At 75.0% G+C, this 14,401-nt stretch carries 15 protein-coding genes; 8 read left to right on the forward strand and 7 right to left on the reverse strand.

Features of this window, described 5'->3' with window-relative positions:
* Nucleotides 1-2: 2 nt before the first annotated feature.
* The 4 genes from ACIQVI_RS20600 to ACIQVI_RS20615 all read right to left on the reverse strand — a co-directional run bounded on the left by ACIQVI_RS20600 (nucleotide 3) and on the right by ACIQVI_RS20615 (nucleotide 3,698).
* Complete coding sequence (locus tag ACIQVI_RS20600; protein WP_403597765.1) at nucleotides 3-1,472, reverse strand: hypothetical protein; 1,470 nt, start codon at nucleotides 1,470-1,472, stop codon at nucleotides 3-5.
* A 357-nt stretch (nucleotides 1,473-1,829) separates the two neighbouring features.
* Nucleotides 1,830-1,919, reverse strand: coding sequence for a putative leader peptide (locus ACIQVI_RS20605; protein ID WP_351970684.1), 90 nt, complete (start codon nucleotides 1,917-1,919; stop codon nucleotides 1,830-1,832).
* A 128-nt stretch (nucleotides 1,920-2,047) separates the two neighbouring features.
* Nucleotides 2,048-2,353 (reverse strand): DUF3040 domain-containing protein, encoded by a 306-nt coding sequence (locus ACIQVI_RS20610; RefSeq protein ID WP_351970685.1) that lies wholly within the window; start codon nucleotides 2,351-2,353, stop codon nucleotides 2,048-2,050.
* A 46-nt stretch (nucleotides 2,354-2,399) separates the two neighbouring features.
* Nucleotides 2,400-3,698 (reverse strand): SLC13 family permease, encoded by a 1,299-nt coding sequence (locus ACIQVI_RS20615; protein WP_403597769.1) that lies wholly within the window; start codon nucleotides 3,696-3,698, stop codon nucleotides 2,400-2,402.
* 349 nt (nucleotides 3,699-4,047) lie between these two features.
* On the opposite strand from ACIQVI_RS20615, the gene ACIQVI_RS20620 reads away from it, so the two are divergent.
* The 5 genes from ACIQVI_RS20620 (at nucleotide 4,048) to ACIQVI_RS20640 (ending at nucleotide 7,602) form a co-directional block, all read left to right on the forward strand.
* Nucleotides 4,048-5,013, forward strand: coding sequence for an LLM class F420-dependent oxidoreductase (locus ACIQVI_RS20620; protein WP_403597772.1), 966 nt, complete (start codon nucleotides 4,048-4,050; stop codon nucleotides 5,011-5,013).
* A gap of 103 nt (nucleotides 5,014-5,116) precedes the next feature.
* Entirely contained in the window at nucleotides 5,117-5,362 is a 246-nt protein-coding gene (locus tag ACIQVI_RS20625) for a DUF6479 family protein (RefSeq protein WP_121830703.1), read from the forward strand.
* Between the two features lie 118 nt (nucleotides 5,363-5,480).
* Complete coding sequence (locus ACIQVI_RS20630) at nucleotides 5,481-6,194, forward strand: HemK2/MTQ2 family protein methyltransferase (protein WP_403597775.1); 714 nt, start codon at nucleotides 5,481-5,483, stop codon at nucleotides 6,192-6,194.
* A gap of 95 nt (nucleotides 6,195-6,289) precedes the next feature.
* Nucleotides 6,290-6,580 (forward strand): CDGSH iron-sulfur domain-containing protein, encoded by a 291-nt coding sequence (locus ACIQVI_RS20635; RefSeq protein ID WP_351970689.1) that lies wholly within the window; start codon nucleotides 6,290-6,292, stop codon nucleotides 6,578-6,580.
* Nucleotides 6,577-7,602 carry an iron-containing redox enzyme family protein gene (locus tag ACIQVI_RS20640; RefSeq protein ID WP_403597778.1) on the forward strand — a complete coding sequence of 342 codons (1,026 nt, stop codon included), beginning with the start codon at nucleotides 6,577-6,579 and terminating at the stop codon, nucleotides 7,600-7,602. The genes ACIQVI_RS20635 and ACIQVI_RS20640 overlap by 4 nt, the downstream gene beginning before the upstream one ends.
* Before the next feature lie 61 nt (nucleotides 7,603-7,663).
* On the opposite strand, the gene ACIQVI_RS20645 is transcribed toward ACIQVI_RS20640, so the two are convergent.
* The 3 genes from ACIQVI_RS20645 to ACIQVI_RS20655 form a co-directional block, all read right to left on the reverse strand.
* Nucleotides 7,664-7,942: a helix-turn-helix domain-containing protein gene (locus tag ACIQVI_RS20645; protein ID WP_403597781.1), complete on the reverse strand. Its 279-nt coding sequence runs from the start codon at nucleotides 7,940-7,942 to the stop codon at nucleotides 7,664-7,666.
* Nucleotides 7,942-8,439 carry a DUF2975 domain-containing protein gene (locus ACIQVI_RS20650; protein WP_403597784.1) on the reverse strand — a complete coding sequence of 166 codons (498 nt, stop codon included), beginning with the start codon at nucleotides 8,437-8,439 and terminating at the stop codon, nucleotides 7,942-7,944. Before ACIQVI_RS20650 ends, ACIQVI_RS20645 begins: the two co-directional genes overlap by 1 nt.
* A gap of 93 nt (nucleotides 8,440-8,532) precedes the next feature.
* Nucleotides 8,533-10,746: a PP2C family protein-serine/threonine phosphatase gene (locus ACIQVI_RS20655; RefSeq protein WP_403597787.1), complete on the reverse strand. Its 2,214-nt coding sequence runs from the start codon at nucleotides 10,744-10,746 to the stop codon at nucleotides 8,533-8,535.
* A gap of 458 nt (nucleotides 10,747-11,204) precedes the next feature.
* On the opposite strand from ACIQVI_RS20655, the gene argC reads away from it, so the two are divergent.
* From argC to argB, 3 genes are read left to right on the forward strand one after another with little or no spacing between them, the layout of a single operon-like run.
* Nucleotides 11,205-12,242 carry an N-acetyl-gamma-glutamyl-phosphate reductase gene (gene argC, locus ACIQVI_RS20660; protein WP_403597790.1) on the forward strand — a complete coding sequence of 346 codons (1,038 nt, stop codon included), beginning with the start codon at nucleotides 11,205-11,207 and terminating at the stop codon, nucleotides 12,240-12,242.
* A complete protein-coding gene (argJ, locus tag ACIQVI_RS20665) occupies nucleotides 12,239-13,390 on the forward strand; it encodes a bifunctional glutamate N-acetyltransferase/amino-acid acetyltransferase ArgJ (RefSeq protein ID WP_403597793.1) in 1,152 nt (383 codons plus the stop codon). Before argC ends, argJ begins: the two co-directional genes overlap by 4 nt.
* Nucleotides 13,387-14,379, forward strand: a complete 993-nt coding sequence (gene argB, locus ACIQVI_RS20670; protein ID WP_403597796.1) for an acetylglutamate kinase — start codon at nucleotides 13,387-13,389, stop codon at nucleotides 14,377-14,379. Before argJ ends, argB begins: the two co-directional genes overlap by 4 nt.
* Nucleotides 14,380-14,401: the final 22 nt, after the last annotated feature.

Here is a 14,401-nt window from a genome sequence, read left to right on the forward strand (position 1 = left end):
GCTCAGCCCGCGGTGATCCGCAGGACGCCCGTCACCGTGCCCTGGAGGTAGGCGCCGTCCGGGGCGACGGTGCCGGCCATCTGGAGGGTGTCGTAGAGGGATCCGATGCCGACCTGCTTGGAGCGGGTGACGCGGCCGGTCGCGGGGTCGATCTGGACGTAGCGGTAGGGGTCGAGGATGCCCGTTCTCCTGGTGCCGGGGATGAGCGGGTCGCGGACGACGGTGTGCAGGGTGTTCGTGGCGGTGGACAGCTTCGGGACGGCCGCCGAGCGCAGGGTGTTGTCCCAGACCGTGGCGCAGCCGGTGCCGTCGGGGCGGATGTCGACCCGGGTCAGGCCGCCGGCGAAGTCGGCCGAGGAGGGGACGGAGGGGCCCGCGCCGTCCGGGAGCGCCGGGTACGGGTAGCCGTAGGTGCCGGCGACGAAGACGCTGTTGCCCGCGCCGACGGGCGAGTTCTCGCTGCCGGGGCCGCCGGAGGCCTGGAGGACGGGGATCGAGCAGATCTCCGCGCCGCCGTCGGTGCGGTACACCTTGAGGCGGACGGTGGTGTCGGCGTTGTCGACGATCGCGACGTAGTCGGTGCCGGTCCTCGGGCCGAGGAAGGTCGGGGTGGAGCCGCTGCCCCAGCTCAGCAGGCCCGGCTTGCGGGCCTGCCCCCGGTCGTACGCCTGCCGCCAGGCGATCTCCGGCGTGCCGTCGGCGCCCGCGGTGAGCAGGTAGGTGGCGTGGGTGCTGGTGACGGCGGTGCCCTCGGGGGCGGTGGAGATGCTGTTGGCGACGCGCTCGCCGGCGGGCAGGCGCAGGGTGGAGACCTGTCCGGTCCGGTCGTCGGCGAGGCCGACGACGCCGTTGCCGGTGGCGAACCAGACGCGTCCCTGCCAGTCCGGCGAGAGGCCGGTGACGGCGTCGTCGGCGGGGACGGCGGAGGCGAGGGAGAGGCTGCGGTCGACGGAGAGGCGCCACTTCCCCGAGGCGTCCTTGCGGTGGGCGACGCGCAGGAGGCTGCGGCTGCCGTCCACCACGACGAGCCGGTCCTCGTCGTCGAGGTAGGCGTAGACGCCGCCGAGGAGCGAGCCCTTGGTGAGTGGGAGGCTGGTGAGGGAGGAGCCGTCGGCCGGGTTCAGCAGGTGGACGGTCGGGACCTGGCCGAAGATCGGGGTGCACAGGACGACCGGGTGGCCGTCGGAGCCGACGAGGACCGTGGGGCAGGCGGAGGCGAGCGCCACCCGCTTCGAGGACAGGTTCCCCGCGCCGGGGCCCGCCAGCGGGGTGGTGTCCGAGGAGCCGGTGTCCCCGTGCATGGTGGCGGTCCCGTCGGGGCCCGCGTACGGGTTGTGCGGCGGCACGGGGACGCGGTCGGCCGTGGGGGCGGCTCCGGCGGGGACGGCGGTGGCCGCGAGGGCGAGGGCGGAGAACAGCGCGGCGACCAGGGGCCTGCGGCGGGCACGGGGGCGTGCGGACGGGACGGCCATGACGAGGACGGGATCCTTCCGGAACGGGGGTGGGGGCGCGCACACAATGGGTGGGGCGCCCGTGGGCGGGGGTGGCCGTGTCCGGGCGCGGGGGAAGCCCGTACGGGCGGAGTGGTGCGTACGGGCGGGGCGGCGGGCACGGCGGGGCGGGCCCCGCTCGTCCCCGGGTCGGGGGTCCCGGGATCGCCAGGAGGAGGCGGGGCCGGTGAAGGCGGGCGGGGCGTTACGCGGCCGGGGTCCGGCTTCGACGGACGGCGGCGTGCGGGAAGCGCGGGGAGCGCGGGCCGCGGCCGGGGCGATCGGGGCCGTGGCCCGGCCGGACGCGGTTCCGGTGGCCGTGGAGGACGGCGGCCGGGGTCAGCGCACGCTACAGAGGGCGCCGGACGTGCGCGCGAGGTCGACGTGACGTCGTCGCGTGAGGGTCGTCCGGCGGCTCTTCATGTGCATGATCGAACCAGGTGCCCGTCGGCGGGGTCAAGGCGCACCGGCCCCCGTTCCACGGAGTGGGACGGCGGTACGGAAGGCGGCGCGGGCGGCTTCGACGGCCGGGCCGCGCACGGGAGTTCGCCCCGGCCTCACCACCGGCCGCCGGAGCCCCCTCCGTGTCCGCGCCGGTGCCGGTGCCGCCGCTCCCGGCCGTCGAAGAGGTTCACCGCGAGGGCCGCCATGACGAGTCCCGCCGCCAGGAGCAGCCCGTGCGGGACGACCCCTCCGACGACGACGGCCGCGAGGGCCAGGGCCATGGCCAGCCAGGCCCGGCCGCGCCGGTACTCGCGGGGGCGCCGGGGGCGGCCCTCGCCCAGGCCGCGGGCGAAGCGGGGGTCGTCGCGCCACATGACGGCCTCCAGGTCGGCGAGCCTCTCCTCGTCGGAGTCGCCCATGACGTTTCCACTCCTCTCGGTGGCCGGCGGCCCGGCGGGACGCCGGTCAGGCCAGGACGAAGTAGCGCAGCCAGACGTACAGGCCCGCGATGGCGGTGGTGACGGCCGTGACGACGAGGCCGTACCTGCTGAACTGCCAGAAGGAGATCGGGTGGCCCGCCCGCTCGGCGATGCCGACGGTGACGACGTTGGCGGAGGAGGCGATGATCGTGGCGTTGCCGGCGAGGTCCGCGCCCAGGGCGAAGGACCACCAGAGCATCCCGGCCCGCTCGGTCCCGCCGGAGGACTCGACGATCTCGGAGACGATCGGGCTGACCGAGGCGACGAACGGGATGTTGTCGATGACGGCGGAGGGCACCACCGAGCCGAAGAGCAGGGCCATCGAGGCGCCGAACAGCTTCCCCTCGGTGGCCCGGGCCGCCGCCTCCCCGATGTCGGTGATGACCCCGGTCTGCACCATGGCGCCGACCATGACGAAGAGCCCGGCGAAGAACGCCAGCGTCTGCCACTCGACGTCCGCCACCACCTTCTCGGGCTTCAGCCGGGAGACGGCGAGCAGGATCAGTCCGCCGCTGATGGCCACGACGGAGGGCTCCAGGTGCAGGGCGGTGTGCAGGACGAAGCAGACCATCACCAGGCCGATGACGACGCCGCTGACGACGAGGAGCCGTTTGTCGGTGATCGCCTCCCGTTCGTTCATCGCCATGACCTCCTCGGCCCGTTTCGGGTCGTAGGAGAACGACTTCCGGAACATCCAGCGGGCCATCACCGCGAAGACCAGGATCAGGAAGGTGGTGATGGGGGCCATGTGGAGCAGGAAGTCGTTGAAGGAGAGCCCGGCCCGCGAGCCGATCATGATGTTGGGCGGGTCGCCGATCAGGGTGGCGGCGCCCCCGATGTTGCAGGCCATGACCTCGGCGATGAGGTACGGCACGACGGGGAGGCCGAGCTTGCCGCAGACCGCGATCGTGACCGGGGCGATCAGCAGGACGGTGGTGACGTTGTCCAGCCAGGCCGACAGGACGGCCGTGGTGAGGATCAGGAGCACCATCAGGCGGTACGGGCGGCCCCGCGAGCGTTTCGCGGCCCAGATGGCCACGTACTCGAACACGCCGGTGCGTTTGAGGACGGAGACGATCAGCATCATGCCGAGGAGCAGGAAGAGGACGTTCCAGTCGATGCCCGTGTGCTCGGAGAAGAAGGCCTTCTCCGGACTGGTCGCCCCGATGAGGAGCATCGCGACCGCGCCGCCGAGGGCCGCGGCGACCCGGTGCACCCACTCCGTGGCGATCAGTACGTAGACGGCCGCGAACACCGCGATGGTCGCCCACGTGGTCACGCTCACGGCGGACCCGCCCGGTGGGGAGGACGGCCGGGTTCGGGCGGGGTCTCCGGAGCGGTGAGGGGGCTCCGTGGTCTCCAGGGGGGACGTGTCATGGGCGCGGACTCCGTTCGTGCCATGGCCTGGAACGCCGGCGTCACCGGCCGGACCCGCACTCCGTGCGCCCCGCCTCGTGCACCGCCCCGGCGGCCGGGCCGCCGGGTGCTCCTCCACCCCACCATCCCCCGGGGCACCATCCGCCCGCATCGGGGTCGGCACCCATTTCCGCCGGTCGCACGCCGTTCCGGCCGCCGTCGGCAGAAGTGTCCGTCATGCCCGTTTCAGGGGGCGCCTTCGCGGCAAGTCGCCCGGCATGATGCAGATCGGGTACACGATGATGACCGAGCAGGCCGGACCCCGTGAGCTGGTGGGCCACGTGGCCGAGGCGGAGCGCGCCGGATTCGACTTCTCCGTGATCTCCGACCACTCCTTCCCGTGGCTGGACTCCCAGGGCCACGCCCCGTACGCGTGGAGCGTCCTGGGGGCGGCGGCGCAGGCCACCTCCCGCATCCCGCTGATGACGTACGTGACCTGTCCGACCTTCCGCTACCACCCGGCGGTCGTGGCGCAGAAGGCGGCGACCGTGCAGCTGCTGTCCGAGGGCCGGTTCCGGCTCGGGCTCGGCTCGGGCGAGATCCTGAACGAGCACGTCGTCGGCGCGGGCTGGCCCTCGGCGGGCGTCCGCCTGGAGATGCTGGACGAGGCCGCCGGAATCATCCGCGACCTGTTCTCCGGCGAGTACGTGACCCACCGGGGGACCCACTTCCAGGTCGAGAACGCCAAGCTGTGGGACGTCCCCGACACTCCCCCGCCCCTCGGGATCGCCGTCTCGGGCCCGCACTCGTGCAGGGTCGCCGGGCGCCGGGCGGACCTGGTGATCGCCACGGAGCCGAAGGGCGAGCTGCTCGACGCCTTCGACGAGCACGGCGGCGCGGGCAAGCCGCGCGTCGGCCAGGTGCCGGTCTGCTACGACCCCGACCGGGACGCGGCGGTGGCCCGCGCCCACGACCAGTTCCGCTGGTCGCTGGGCGGCTGGGGCGTCAACTCCGAGCTTCCGCTGCCCTCCGGGTTCGCCCAGGCCACCGAGACGGTCCGCCCCGAGGACGTGGCGGAGAACATCCCGTGCGGCGACGACGTCGACGCGTTCGTGGAGGCCGCCCGTCCGTACGCCGAGGCCGGGTTCACCGAGCTGGCCCTCGTGCAGATCGGCGGCGGGCACCAGGAACCGTTCATCCGCTGGGCGGAGAAGGAACTGCTTCCGGCCCTGCGCGACCTCTGAGCACGGGTGGGGGCGGGGCACCGTCCGTGAGCGAATGGATCTTCTCCGCGAGGGTAGCCGCCGTTCCGAACGAACTGCCCCGTCTCCGACAGGAAGGGCGATCATGCTTCTCTCCTCTCTCCCCCCGGCCGCCCCGCCTTCCCTCCTGGCCGCCGAGGGGTCCTCCTCGCTCCTGCTGATCGTGATCGGCGTGGTGGTGGCCGCCCTGCTGCTCGGCGGGTTCTGGTGGGGCTCCCGGCGGGTGGCCCGGCGGCGGGAGGCCCCGGGCGTGGCGCAGCCGCCGGCGGCGGAGGCGCGGCGGGACTCCTGGCAGCCGCCGGAGGAGTCCGAGCGGGAACAGGGCCGCTGAGGAGCGGGACCGTGAGGATTCCGACGAGGAACTCCGTGCGGGCGTGCGCTCCGGCGGGCCGCCGGTTCCCGGCCCCCGGCTTCCCATCCCGGGCGGGAGGCCGGTCGCGGTGACCCAGGTGACCCGTCCCCCCGGCGAGGACCTCGCCGCCCCGCCGGTCACGGACGTACGGGCGGACGCGCCGCGCGTCTACCGGCTCCCCGGGGTGTACGCGCCCCAGGGCGACACCGCGCTGCTGCTCGCGCGGCTGGCCCGCGAGGAGCTGCCGCGCGGGGCGCGGTCGCTCGACCTGTGCACCGGGACCGGCGTCGTCGCCGTCGCCTCCGCCCTGCGCGGGACCCGGGCGACCGCCGTGGACATCTCGCGCGCCGCCGTCGCCACGGCCCGGCTCAACGCGCTCCGGCACCGCTGCCGGGTGCGGCTGCTCCGCGGCGACCTGGAGGCCCCGGTGGCGCACGAGCGCTTCGACCTGGTCACCGTGAATCCGCCGTACGTGCCCTGCGAGGACCCGGAGCTGCCCGCGCGCGGCCCCCGGCGCGCCTGGGACGCGGGGACGGACGGGCGGCTGCTCCTCGACCGGGTCTGCGCCCGGGTGCCGGAGCTGCTCACCCCCTCCGGGACCCTGCTCGTCGTGCAGTCGTCGCTCTCCGGCGTCACCGCCACCCTGGACGGGCTGCGCCGGGCCGGGCTGCGCCCCCGGGTGACCGACCGCCTCGCCCAGCCCTTCGGACCGGTCATGTCCGCCCGCGGCGACTGGTTCGCCGCCCGGGGTCTCGTACCGCCGGGGACGCGCGCGGAGGACCTCGTCGTGATCCGCGCGTCCCGCGCGTGAACCCCGCCCCCCGGCCCGTACCGCCCGCGCATGGGAGCGGTGCGGCGGGGCAGCCGCGCGGGAGAAGAGCCGAGAGACCCGACGGGTGGTGTGCGATGTCCCCTTCCCCGGACGTACGGCCCGAGGCCGTGCCCCCGGCGCGGACGGAGGGGCCCGCGCGGGACGCGCCGACCCTGGTCCGGCCCCTGGACGACGGGCCGATGCTCGTCGAGGGGCCGGTGGACGTCGTCATGCCCGACGGTTCGGTGCGGCACTGCGAGCGGCCGGTGGTCGCCCTGTGCACGTGCCGGCGGAGCAGGCGGGCCCCGTTCTGCGACACCAGCCACCGCCACCGGCAGCGGCGCGACCGCCCGGCGGCCGACTCACCGGAGGACCCGACCCCATGACCACCGCCCCGCGGACCGTCCGTACGACCTCCGGCGCGCCCGGGGTCCCCGAGGCGCGCGGCGAGGTGTCGCGGGCGGTCCGGCGGCGGCTCCTCGGCGACCCCGGGGCGCTCCCCGACGGCCCGGAGATCGCGCGCCTCGACCCGTACGGCGAGGACCTCCAGCTCGCCCTGCACCTCTGCTACGCCCTGCACTACCGGGGGTACGACGGGGTCCCCGAGACCCTCGAATGGGATCCGCACCTGCTGAGGACCCGGGCCCTCTTGGAGCACCGCTTCGAGAGCGCGCTGCGCCACGACTGCCGGCACCGCGGGGACGTGGACGAGGAGCTGGGCGCCCTCCTGGTGGAGCCCGCCGAGCCCACCGGCGTCTCGGCGTTCCTCGCCTCGCGGGGAGAGCGGTGGCAGGTGCGGGAGTACGCGGCGCTCCGCTCCGTGTCGCAGCTCCGGGAGGCCGACCCGTACCTCTGGGTGATCCCCCGGCTGCGCGGCCGCGCCAAGGCGGCGATGGTCGCGATCGAGTACGACGAGTTCGGCTGCGGGCGCGCCGACCGGATGCACGAGCGGCTCTACGCCGACCTCATGGTGGACCTGGGGCTCGACCCGGAGTACGGGCGGTACGCGGACGCGGTGGGGGCCGAGACGCTGGCGGCCGTGAACCTGGCGACCCTGCTCGCCCTGCACCGGCGGCTGCGCGGCGCGCTCGTCGGGCACTTCGCCGCCGTCGAGGTGACCTCGCCGCCGGCCGCCGCCCGGCTCGTCGCGGCGATGCGGCGGACGGGGGCGGGACCGGCGGCGGAGCGGTACTACGACGAGCACGTGGAGGCCGACGCCGTCCACGAACAGCTGGTGCGCCGGGAGGCGGTGGGCGGCCTCCTGGAGGACGAGCCCGGCCTGGCCTCCGACGTCGCCCTCGGCATCGCGGCGACCGTGCTCCTGGAGGACCGGCTCGGCGACCACGTGCTGGCGGCCTGGACGGAGGGCCGGAGCGCGCTCCGTACGCCGCTTCCCGACCGGGCCTGACCGGCGGGGCGGGCGCCGGGCGGAACCTTTCGACGCCGGACGCGCCCGCGCCCGCGCCTCGTCAGCCGCTCTCGCGGGCCGCCGCCACGGAGTCCCCCGCCGCGTCCCCCGTCGCGTCCTCCTCCGCCGTCCCGGGCTCCGGCTCCCAGCGCAGCAGGTCGCCCGGCTGGCAGTCGAGGACCTCGCAGAGGGCGCCGAGGGTGGTGAAGCGCACCGCCTTGGCGCGTCCGTTCTTGAGCACGGCGAGGTTGGCCGGGGTGATGCCCACGCGTTCGGCCAGCTCGCCCGCCGACATCTTGCGCCGGGCCAGCATCACGTCGACGTCCACGACGATCGGCATCAGATCACCTCGGCCAGCTCGGCCCGCATCCGCTTCGCCTCGGCCTCGCGCTCGACGGCCTGGGCGAGCAGCGTCCGCAGCACGAGCACGATCAGGGCCACGCCCAGGACCGCCAGGCTCGCCCCGCAGATCAGCAGCACGACGCCCGGGGCGACGGCCTCGCCGGGCGCCAGGAGGACGGCGAACGCGAACACCAGGGCGGCGCCCGCCGCGAAGGCGCCGGTGACGACGTCCACGTACCGGAAGGCCGCGTGCGAGAAGACCGTGCCGCGCCGCACCATCGTCACGAGGCGCCACACGCAGACCAGTACGGTCTGCGCCGCCAGCGCGCCCAGGACCAGGAGCACCAGCACCGGTGTGCGGAGGTGGGCGTACTCCGGCCTGAGCCCGTCCAGGTCGGCGGCCAGGAGCGGCACCATCACCGCCTCCACGAAGACCGAACCCGCGAGCAGCCCCACGAGCACGGCCCGCAGGGCGAGCACCGTCAGCTTCCCCATGACATCCCCTTCGATCGAAAACCGATAACAAGCTATCGATATTCGATAGGTACGGCAAGGGGGTGGCGGTCCCGTCAGGGATCCGGCCGGGTGTCAGGGCTCGCGGCGGACGAGCAGGAGGGCGACGTCGTCGGTGCGGTGGTCGGGATTCCTGACGTGCCGGATCAGTCCGTCCGCGAGGGCGTCCAGGTCCCCCGGCCGGGACCGCGCGAGACGGCCCGACAGCTCCGCCGTGGCCGTGCCGATGTCGACGCCGGGCGTCTCGACCAGCCCGTCGGTGTAGAGCGCCAGGACGGAACCGGGCTCCCAGGGCACCTCCGTGGTGGCGTACTCGACGTCCGGGGCGATCCCGAGGAGGAGGCCCGGCGGGGTCTCCAGGAGGCGGGTCCGGCCGTCGGGCGCGCGCAGGAGCGGCGGCGGATGGCCCGCCGTGGCGAGCCGCAGACGGTGGCGGACCAGGTCGAGTTCGGCGATCAGACAGCTGGTGAAGCGGTCCGGCTCCAGGTCGTTCAGGAGCTTGTTCGTCCGGGCGAGGACGTCGCCGGGGGACGCGCCGGCCGTCGCGTGCGCGTGGACGGCGGTGCGCACCTGCCCCATGAGCGCGGCGGCGTTCGGGTCGTGCCCCTGGACGTCGCCGATGACCGCGATGACGGTGTTGGGCGCGGCGCGGATGAGGTCGTAGAAGTCGCCGCCGACGTCCATGCCGTGACCCGCCGGCAGATAGCGGGCGGCGACCTCGACCCCCGGGAAGGGGACCAGTCCGTGCGGGAGCAGGCTGGTCTGGAGGCTGCGCGCGAGGGAGTGCTTGGCGTCGTAGAGCCGGGCCCGGGCGAGGGCCTGGGCGATGAGGCCCGCCAGGGAGGTGAGCAGGGCCCGCTCGGCCGCCGGGAAGGAGCGCGGCCGCTCGTACGAGAGGATCAGGGAGCCCACCGGGCGGCCGGAGGCGATCAGCGGCAGGAACGCCCAGGCGGAGCGGTCCTCGTAGCGCGGGGCGTGGGGGTGGGCGCGGTACAGGTCCTCGGGGCTGGTGAAGAAGACGGGGACGCCGGTGGCGAGGACCTGGGCGTCGGCGACCTCTGCCGTCAGGGGCGTGCCGTCGTACCGGTCCACGAACTCCTGGCTGTAGCCGCGGTGGCCGATGATGCGCAGCCGTCCCTCGTCCGCGCTCATCAGGACGAGGCCGCGCGGGCCGAAGGCGGGCACGATCTGGTCGGCGACCAGCTCGACGACGTCGTGGACGCCGGCCGCCTCCGCCAGGGCCGCCGCCATGTGCATGAGGTGGTAGACGGCCCCGGCGCCCACGGGCTCGGCGTGCCGGGGCGGCGGGGCCGGACCCCCGGAGGGGGCGGGCGCCACAGAGGCCGCGGAGGGGGCGGGCGGGGCCGCCGCGCCCGCCCCGGGCTCCCGCCCGGCGCCCTCCCCCTCGCCGGTCGCGGAGGGTCCCGCGACCCGGGTGATGTGGACGCTGATGCCGGTGGCGTCCGGGTACAGCTCGAAAAGCAGCCACGTCGCCGGGCGTCGCATGACGGTGAAGGACATCGGCAGCCGGGTGACCACCGCCGCGCGGTAGCAGTCCTCGAACACGGGGTCGTTCAGCCAGAGCACCGCCTCCCACGGGCGTCTGCCGAGCAGCGCCGCCGCGCCCGCCTGGAGCAGTTCGGCGGCGGCGGTGTTGAGGAAGGTGAGGCGTCCGTCGAGGTCCAGGGCGCAGCAGCCGACGGGCAGCCGTTCGGCGAAGTGGAGGGCGGTCCTGGCCAGGACGGGGTCCGTCTCCGGGGGCCGGGCCGGGTGCACGACGCGCGGTTCGGAGGGGTAGGAGGCCGGTTCCCGCTCGGCCGCCCGGCGCAGCAGCCGGGCGGCCCGGCGGCCGCAGCGGTCGAGCGCCGCGCGCTCGCGGTCGTCGAGGTGGGGCGGGTGCCAGACCGGCCAGAGCAGCACGATGCCGCCCCACACGGCGGTGTCGTCGGCGATCGGGGCGGCGGCGAGGAGGAAGTCGTACGGCAGCACGATGCCCAGGCGCGGGTAGCGGCGGGCGATCTCCTCCTGGCCGCCCAGCCACACGAGCGCGCGGTCGCGCATGGCGTCGACCACCGGGATCGGCGCGTCGGCCGGGATGCGGACCCAGGGGGCCGCGATCTCGCGGGAGACGCCCGACACCAGCGCCAGGCGCAGCATGTCCTCCCCCGGCACCCGGAGGTACACGAGGCCGATCGAGGCTCCGGTGTCGCGCATCACGTCGACGAGGACGGCGTCCCACCGTCCCGCGTCGAAGACGTCCTCGGCGTCCGCGCCCGCGGGCTCTCCCATATCCGGACCCTACGACGGGCCCGTCCGGGACGCTCGACGGGACCGGCCCATCGGTGGACCGCACGGGGCGGGCCCCATGGAAGCTCAACTTAGGTTAGGCTCAGCTAAGTCCCGATCGAAGGGTGAGGGGGTGCGGGCACATCCACTTTTCGGGTTCCTCCCGAAGGTCGCGAACGATTCCACGGACGGCGACACGGATGACGACACGAACGGCGATCCGGGCGGGGGCGGCGAACGGCGAACGGTCCGCGCGACCAGCCCCGTCCACGGGGGCCGGGGGCGCACGGGGCCGGGCCCCGTCGCGCGGTCCCCGTCCGACGGGGCGCCGCGCGACGTTCGCCGGGACGCACGGCCGGGGGCCCGTACCGGCAACCCCGCGCCCCCACCCTGGAACGGCGTCGCGCCGCCCCCCTCCCCGGGGCGGCGTCCCCCACACGTACGGAGAGAGACGGAAGAACATGACCGTAAGGGTCGCGGTGGCCGGTGCGAGCGGCTACGCGGGCGGGGAGATACTCCGCCTGCTGCTGTCGCATCCCGGCGTGGAGATCGGCGCGGTGACCGCGCACAGCAGCGCGGGCCGGACGCTCGGCTCCGTACAACCGCAGCTGGCGGAACTGGCGGACCGGGTCCTCGACGAGACCTCGGCGGCCGCCCTGCGCGGTCACGACGTGGTCTTCCTGGCCCTGCCGCACGGGCAGTCCGCCGCGTACGCGCGGGAGTTGGACCCCGACACGCTGATCGTGGACTGCGGGGCGGACTTCCGCCTGCGCGACCCGGTGGCCTGGAAACGCTTCTACGGCTCCGAGCACGCCGGGACCTGGCCGTACGGCCTCCCGGAACTCCCCGGCGCCCGGGACGGGTTGAAGGGCGCCACCCGGATCGCCGTGCCCGGCTGCTATCCCACGGCGGTCACGCTCGCGCTGTTCCCCGCGCTCGCGGCCCGGCTCGTGGAGCCGGAGGTCGTGGTCGTCGCGGCCAGCGGCACGTCGGGCGCCGGACGGGCCCTCAAGCCGCACCTCCTCGGCGCCGAGGTGATGGGCTCCATGACCCCGTACGGAGTCGGTGGCGGCCACCGGCACACCCCCGAACTCGTCCAGAACCTCTCCCTGGTGGCCGGCGAGCACGTCACCGTCTCCTTCACGCCGACGCTCGCCCCCATGCCCCGGGGCATCCTCGCCACCTGCTCGGCACGGCTCCGCCCCGAGGCACTCGCGGCGGGCCCCGAGGCGGTGCGCGAGGCGTACGCATCCGCCTACGCCGACGAGCCGTTCGTCCGGCTGCTGCCGCCCGGGCAGTGGCCCTCGACCGCCGCCGTCCTCGGGTCCAACACGGTCCAGGCACAGATCGCCGTGGACCCGGACGCCGGCCGGCTGATCTGCGTGAGCGCCATCGACAACCTGACGAAGGGCACCGCGGGTGGCGCGGTGCAGAGCATGAACGTCGCCCTCGGCCTGCCGGAACGGCTGGGCCTGCCCACGAATGGAGTCACTCCGTGAGTGTGACCGCTGCACAGGGATTCCTCGCCTGCGGCATCGCCGCCGGCATCAAGGAGTCCGGTGACCGCGATCTGGCCCTGGTGGTGAACCGGGGGCCGTCGCGCGCCGCCGCCGGCGTCTTCACCTCCAACCGCGTCCAGGCCGCGCCCGTACGCTGGTCCCGGCGTGTCCTGGCCGACGGCCGGATATCCGCCGTCGTCCTCAACTCCGGCGGCGCCAACGCCTGTACGGGACAGGCCGGCGCCGTCGACGCGCGTCTGATGGCCGAGCGGACGGCGGGCGCGGTGGACGTGGACCCGCACGAGGTCGCGGTGTGCTCCACCGGTCTGATCGGCGTACGGCTGCCGATGGACCGCGTCACCGAGGGCATCGCCGCCGCCGGCGGACTGCTCTCGGCGGACGGCGGCGAGGACGCGGCCGTCGCGATCAGGACGACGGACTCGGTCCACAAGACCGCCTCGGTGACCCGGGACGGCTGGACGGTCGGCGGCATGGCCAAGGGCGCGGGGATGCTCGCCCCCGGTCTCGCGACCATGCTGGTCGTGCTCACCACCGACGCCGACGTGGACGCGGAGACGCTCGACGGGGTGCTCCGCGCGGCGGTGCGGACCACCTTCGACCGGGTGGACTCGGACGGCTGCATGTCCACCAACGACACCGTCCTGCTGCTGGCTTCGGGAGCCTCCGGGACCGTCCCCGCCCCGGAGGCCTTCGCCGAGGCCGTGCACGCGGTCTGCCTGGACCTGGCCGGGCAGCTGGTGGCGGACGCCGAGGGCGCCTCCAAGGAGATCGAGGTGAACGTCGTCGGCGCGGCCTCCGAGGAGGACGCCGTCGAGGTGGGCCGGTCCATCGCCCGCAACAACCTCCTCAAGTGCGCCCTGCACGGCGAGGACCCCAACTGGGGCCGGGTGCTCTCCGCGATCGGCACCACGGCGGCCGTCTTCGACCCGGACCGGCTGGACGTGGCGATCAACGGCGTCTGGGTGTGCCGGGACGGCGCGGCGGGCGAGTCCCGGGACAAGGTCGACCTGTCGGACCGGAGGATCGTCGTCACCGCCGACCTGCGGGCCGGCGACGCGTCGGCGGTCCTCTGGACCAACGACCTGACGGCCGAGTACGTCCACGAGAACAGCGCGTACAGCTCATGAGCGGGCCCGGGACGACACGGACGGGGACGCTTCCCCACGCGCGGCCGGGCGAGAACCCGGCCGGAACGGCCGGCACGGCCGCCGACACGGTCACCGCCGCCGCCGACCTGCCCTGGGCCGAGGAGCTGCGGGGCCGGACGGTGGTCGTCAAGTTCGGCGGGAACGCCATGGTGGACCCCGCGCTGCACCGGACCTTCGCGCAGGACGTCGTGGAGCTGTGGCACGCGGGCCTGCGGCCGGTCGTCGTGCACGGAGGCGGACCGCAGATCAGCGCCATGCTCGACCGCCTCGACCTGGAGGTCCGCTTCGAGGCGGGCCTGCGAGTGACCACGCCCGAGACCATGGACGTGGTCCGCATGGTGCTGACCGGCCAGGTGCAGCGGGAGCTGGTCGGCGCCCTCAACGCCCACGGCCCGTTCGCCGTGGGCCTGTCGGGCGAGGACGCGCACACCATGACCGCCGTGCGGCGCCCCGCGTGGGTGGACGGCGAGCCCGTGGACATCGGTCTCGTCGGCGAGGTCGTGGCCGTGGAGACCGCCGCCGTGCGCGCCCTCCTGGAGGCGGGCCGCATCCCCGTGGTGTCGCCGGTCGCCCGGGGCGAGGACGGGGAGGTCTACAACGTCAACGCCGACCTCGCGGCCTCCGCGCTCGCCGTGGCGCTCGGCGCGGACCGGCTCGTGGTCCTGACCGACGTCGAGGGCCTCTACGCGGACTGGCCCCGCAGCACCGAGATCATCGACCGGCTGACGGCCGGCGAACTGGACGCGCTGCTCCCGGACCTGGCGAGCGGAATGCTCCCCAAGATGGAGGGCTGCCTGCGGGCGGTCCGCGCGGGCGTCCGCGCGGCCCGGGTCGTCGACGGCCGGGTGCCGCACGCGCTCCTCGGCGGCGTCTTCGCCGCCGACGGGCCGGGCACGACCGTGGTCCCCGACCCGGAGACCCCCTCCGCCCCCGTACCCGCTCCCCCGTCCGAGGAGGACGACGCGTGACCGCCGCCGACAGCACGAGGAC

Origin of the sequence: Streptomyces sp. NPDC098101, assembly GCF_044760185.1 — a bacterium.
In the GTDB taxonomy this organism is placed as follows: domain Bacteria; phylum Actinomycetota; class Actinomycetes; order Streptomycetales; family Streptomycetaceae; genus Streptomyces.

Coding starts and splice junctions, on each gene's coding strand:
- ACIQVI_RS20600 (WP_403597765.1), bottom strand. CDS start 1,472: ATGGCCGTCCCGTCCGCACGCCCCCGTGCCCGCCGCAGGCCCCTGGTC.
- ACIQVI_RS20605 (WP_351970684.1), bottom strand. CDS start 1,919: ATGCACATGAAGAGCCGCCGGACGACCCTCACGCGACGACGTCACGTC.
- ACIQVI_RS20610 (WP_351970685.1), bottom strand. CDS start 2,353: ATGGGCGACTCCGACGAGGAGAGGCTCGCCGACCTGGAGGCCGTCATG.
- ACIQVI_RS20620 (WP_403597772.1), top strand. CDS start 4,048: ATGATGCAGATCGGGTACACGATGATGACCGAGCAGGCCGGACCCCGT.
- ACIQVI_RS20625 (WP_121830703.1), top strand. CDS start 5,117: ATGCTTCTCTCCTCTCTCCCCCCGGCCGCCCCGCCTTCCCTCCTGGCC.
- ACIQVI_RS20635 (WP_351970689.1), top strand. CDS start 6,290: ATGTCCCCTTCCCCGGACGTACGGCCCGAGGCCGTGCCCCCGGCGCGG.
- ACIQVI_RS20640 (WP_403597778.1), top strand. CDS start 6,577: ATGACCACCGCCCCGCGGACCGTCCGTACGACCTCCGGCGCGCCCGGG.
- ACIQVI_RS20645 (WP_403597781.1), bottom strand. CDS start 7,942: ATGCCGATCGTCGTGGACGTCGACGTGATGCTGGCCCGGCGCAAGATG.
- ACIQVI_RS20650 (WP_403597784.1), bottom strand. CDS start 8,439: ATGGGGAAGCTGACGGTGCTCGCCCTGCGGGCCGTGCTCGTGGGGCTG.
- ACIQVI_RS20655 (WP_403597787.1), bottom strand. CDS start 10,746: ATGGGAGAGCCCGCGGGCGCGGACGCCGAGGACGTCTTCGACGCGGGA.
- argC (WP_403597790.1), top strand. CDS start 11,205: ATGACCGTAAGGGTCGCGGTGGCCGGTGCGAGCGGCTACGCGGGCGGG.
- argB (WP_403597796.1), top strand. CDS start 13,387: ATGAGCGGGCCCGGGACGACACGGACGGGGACGCTTCCCCACGCGCGG.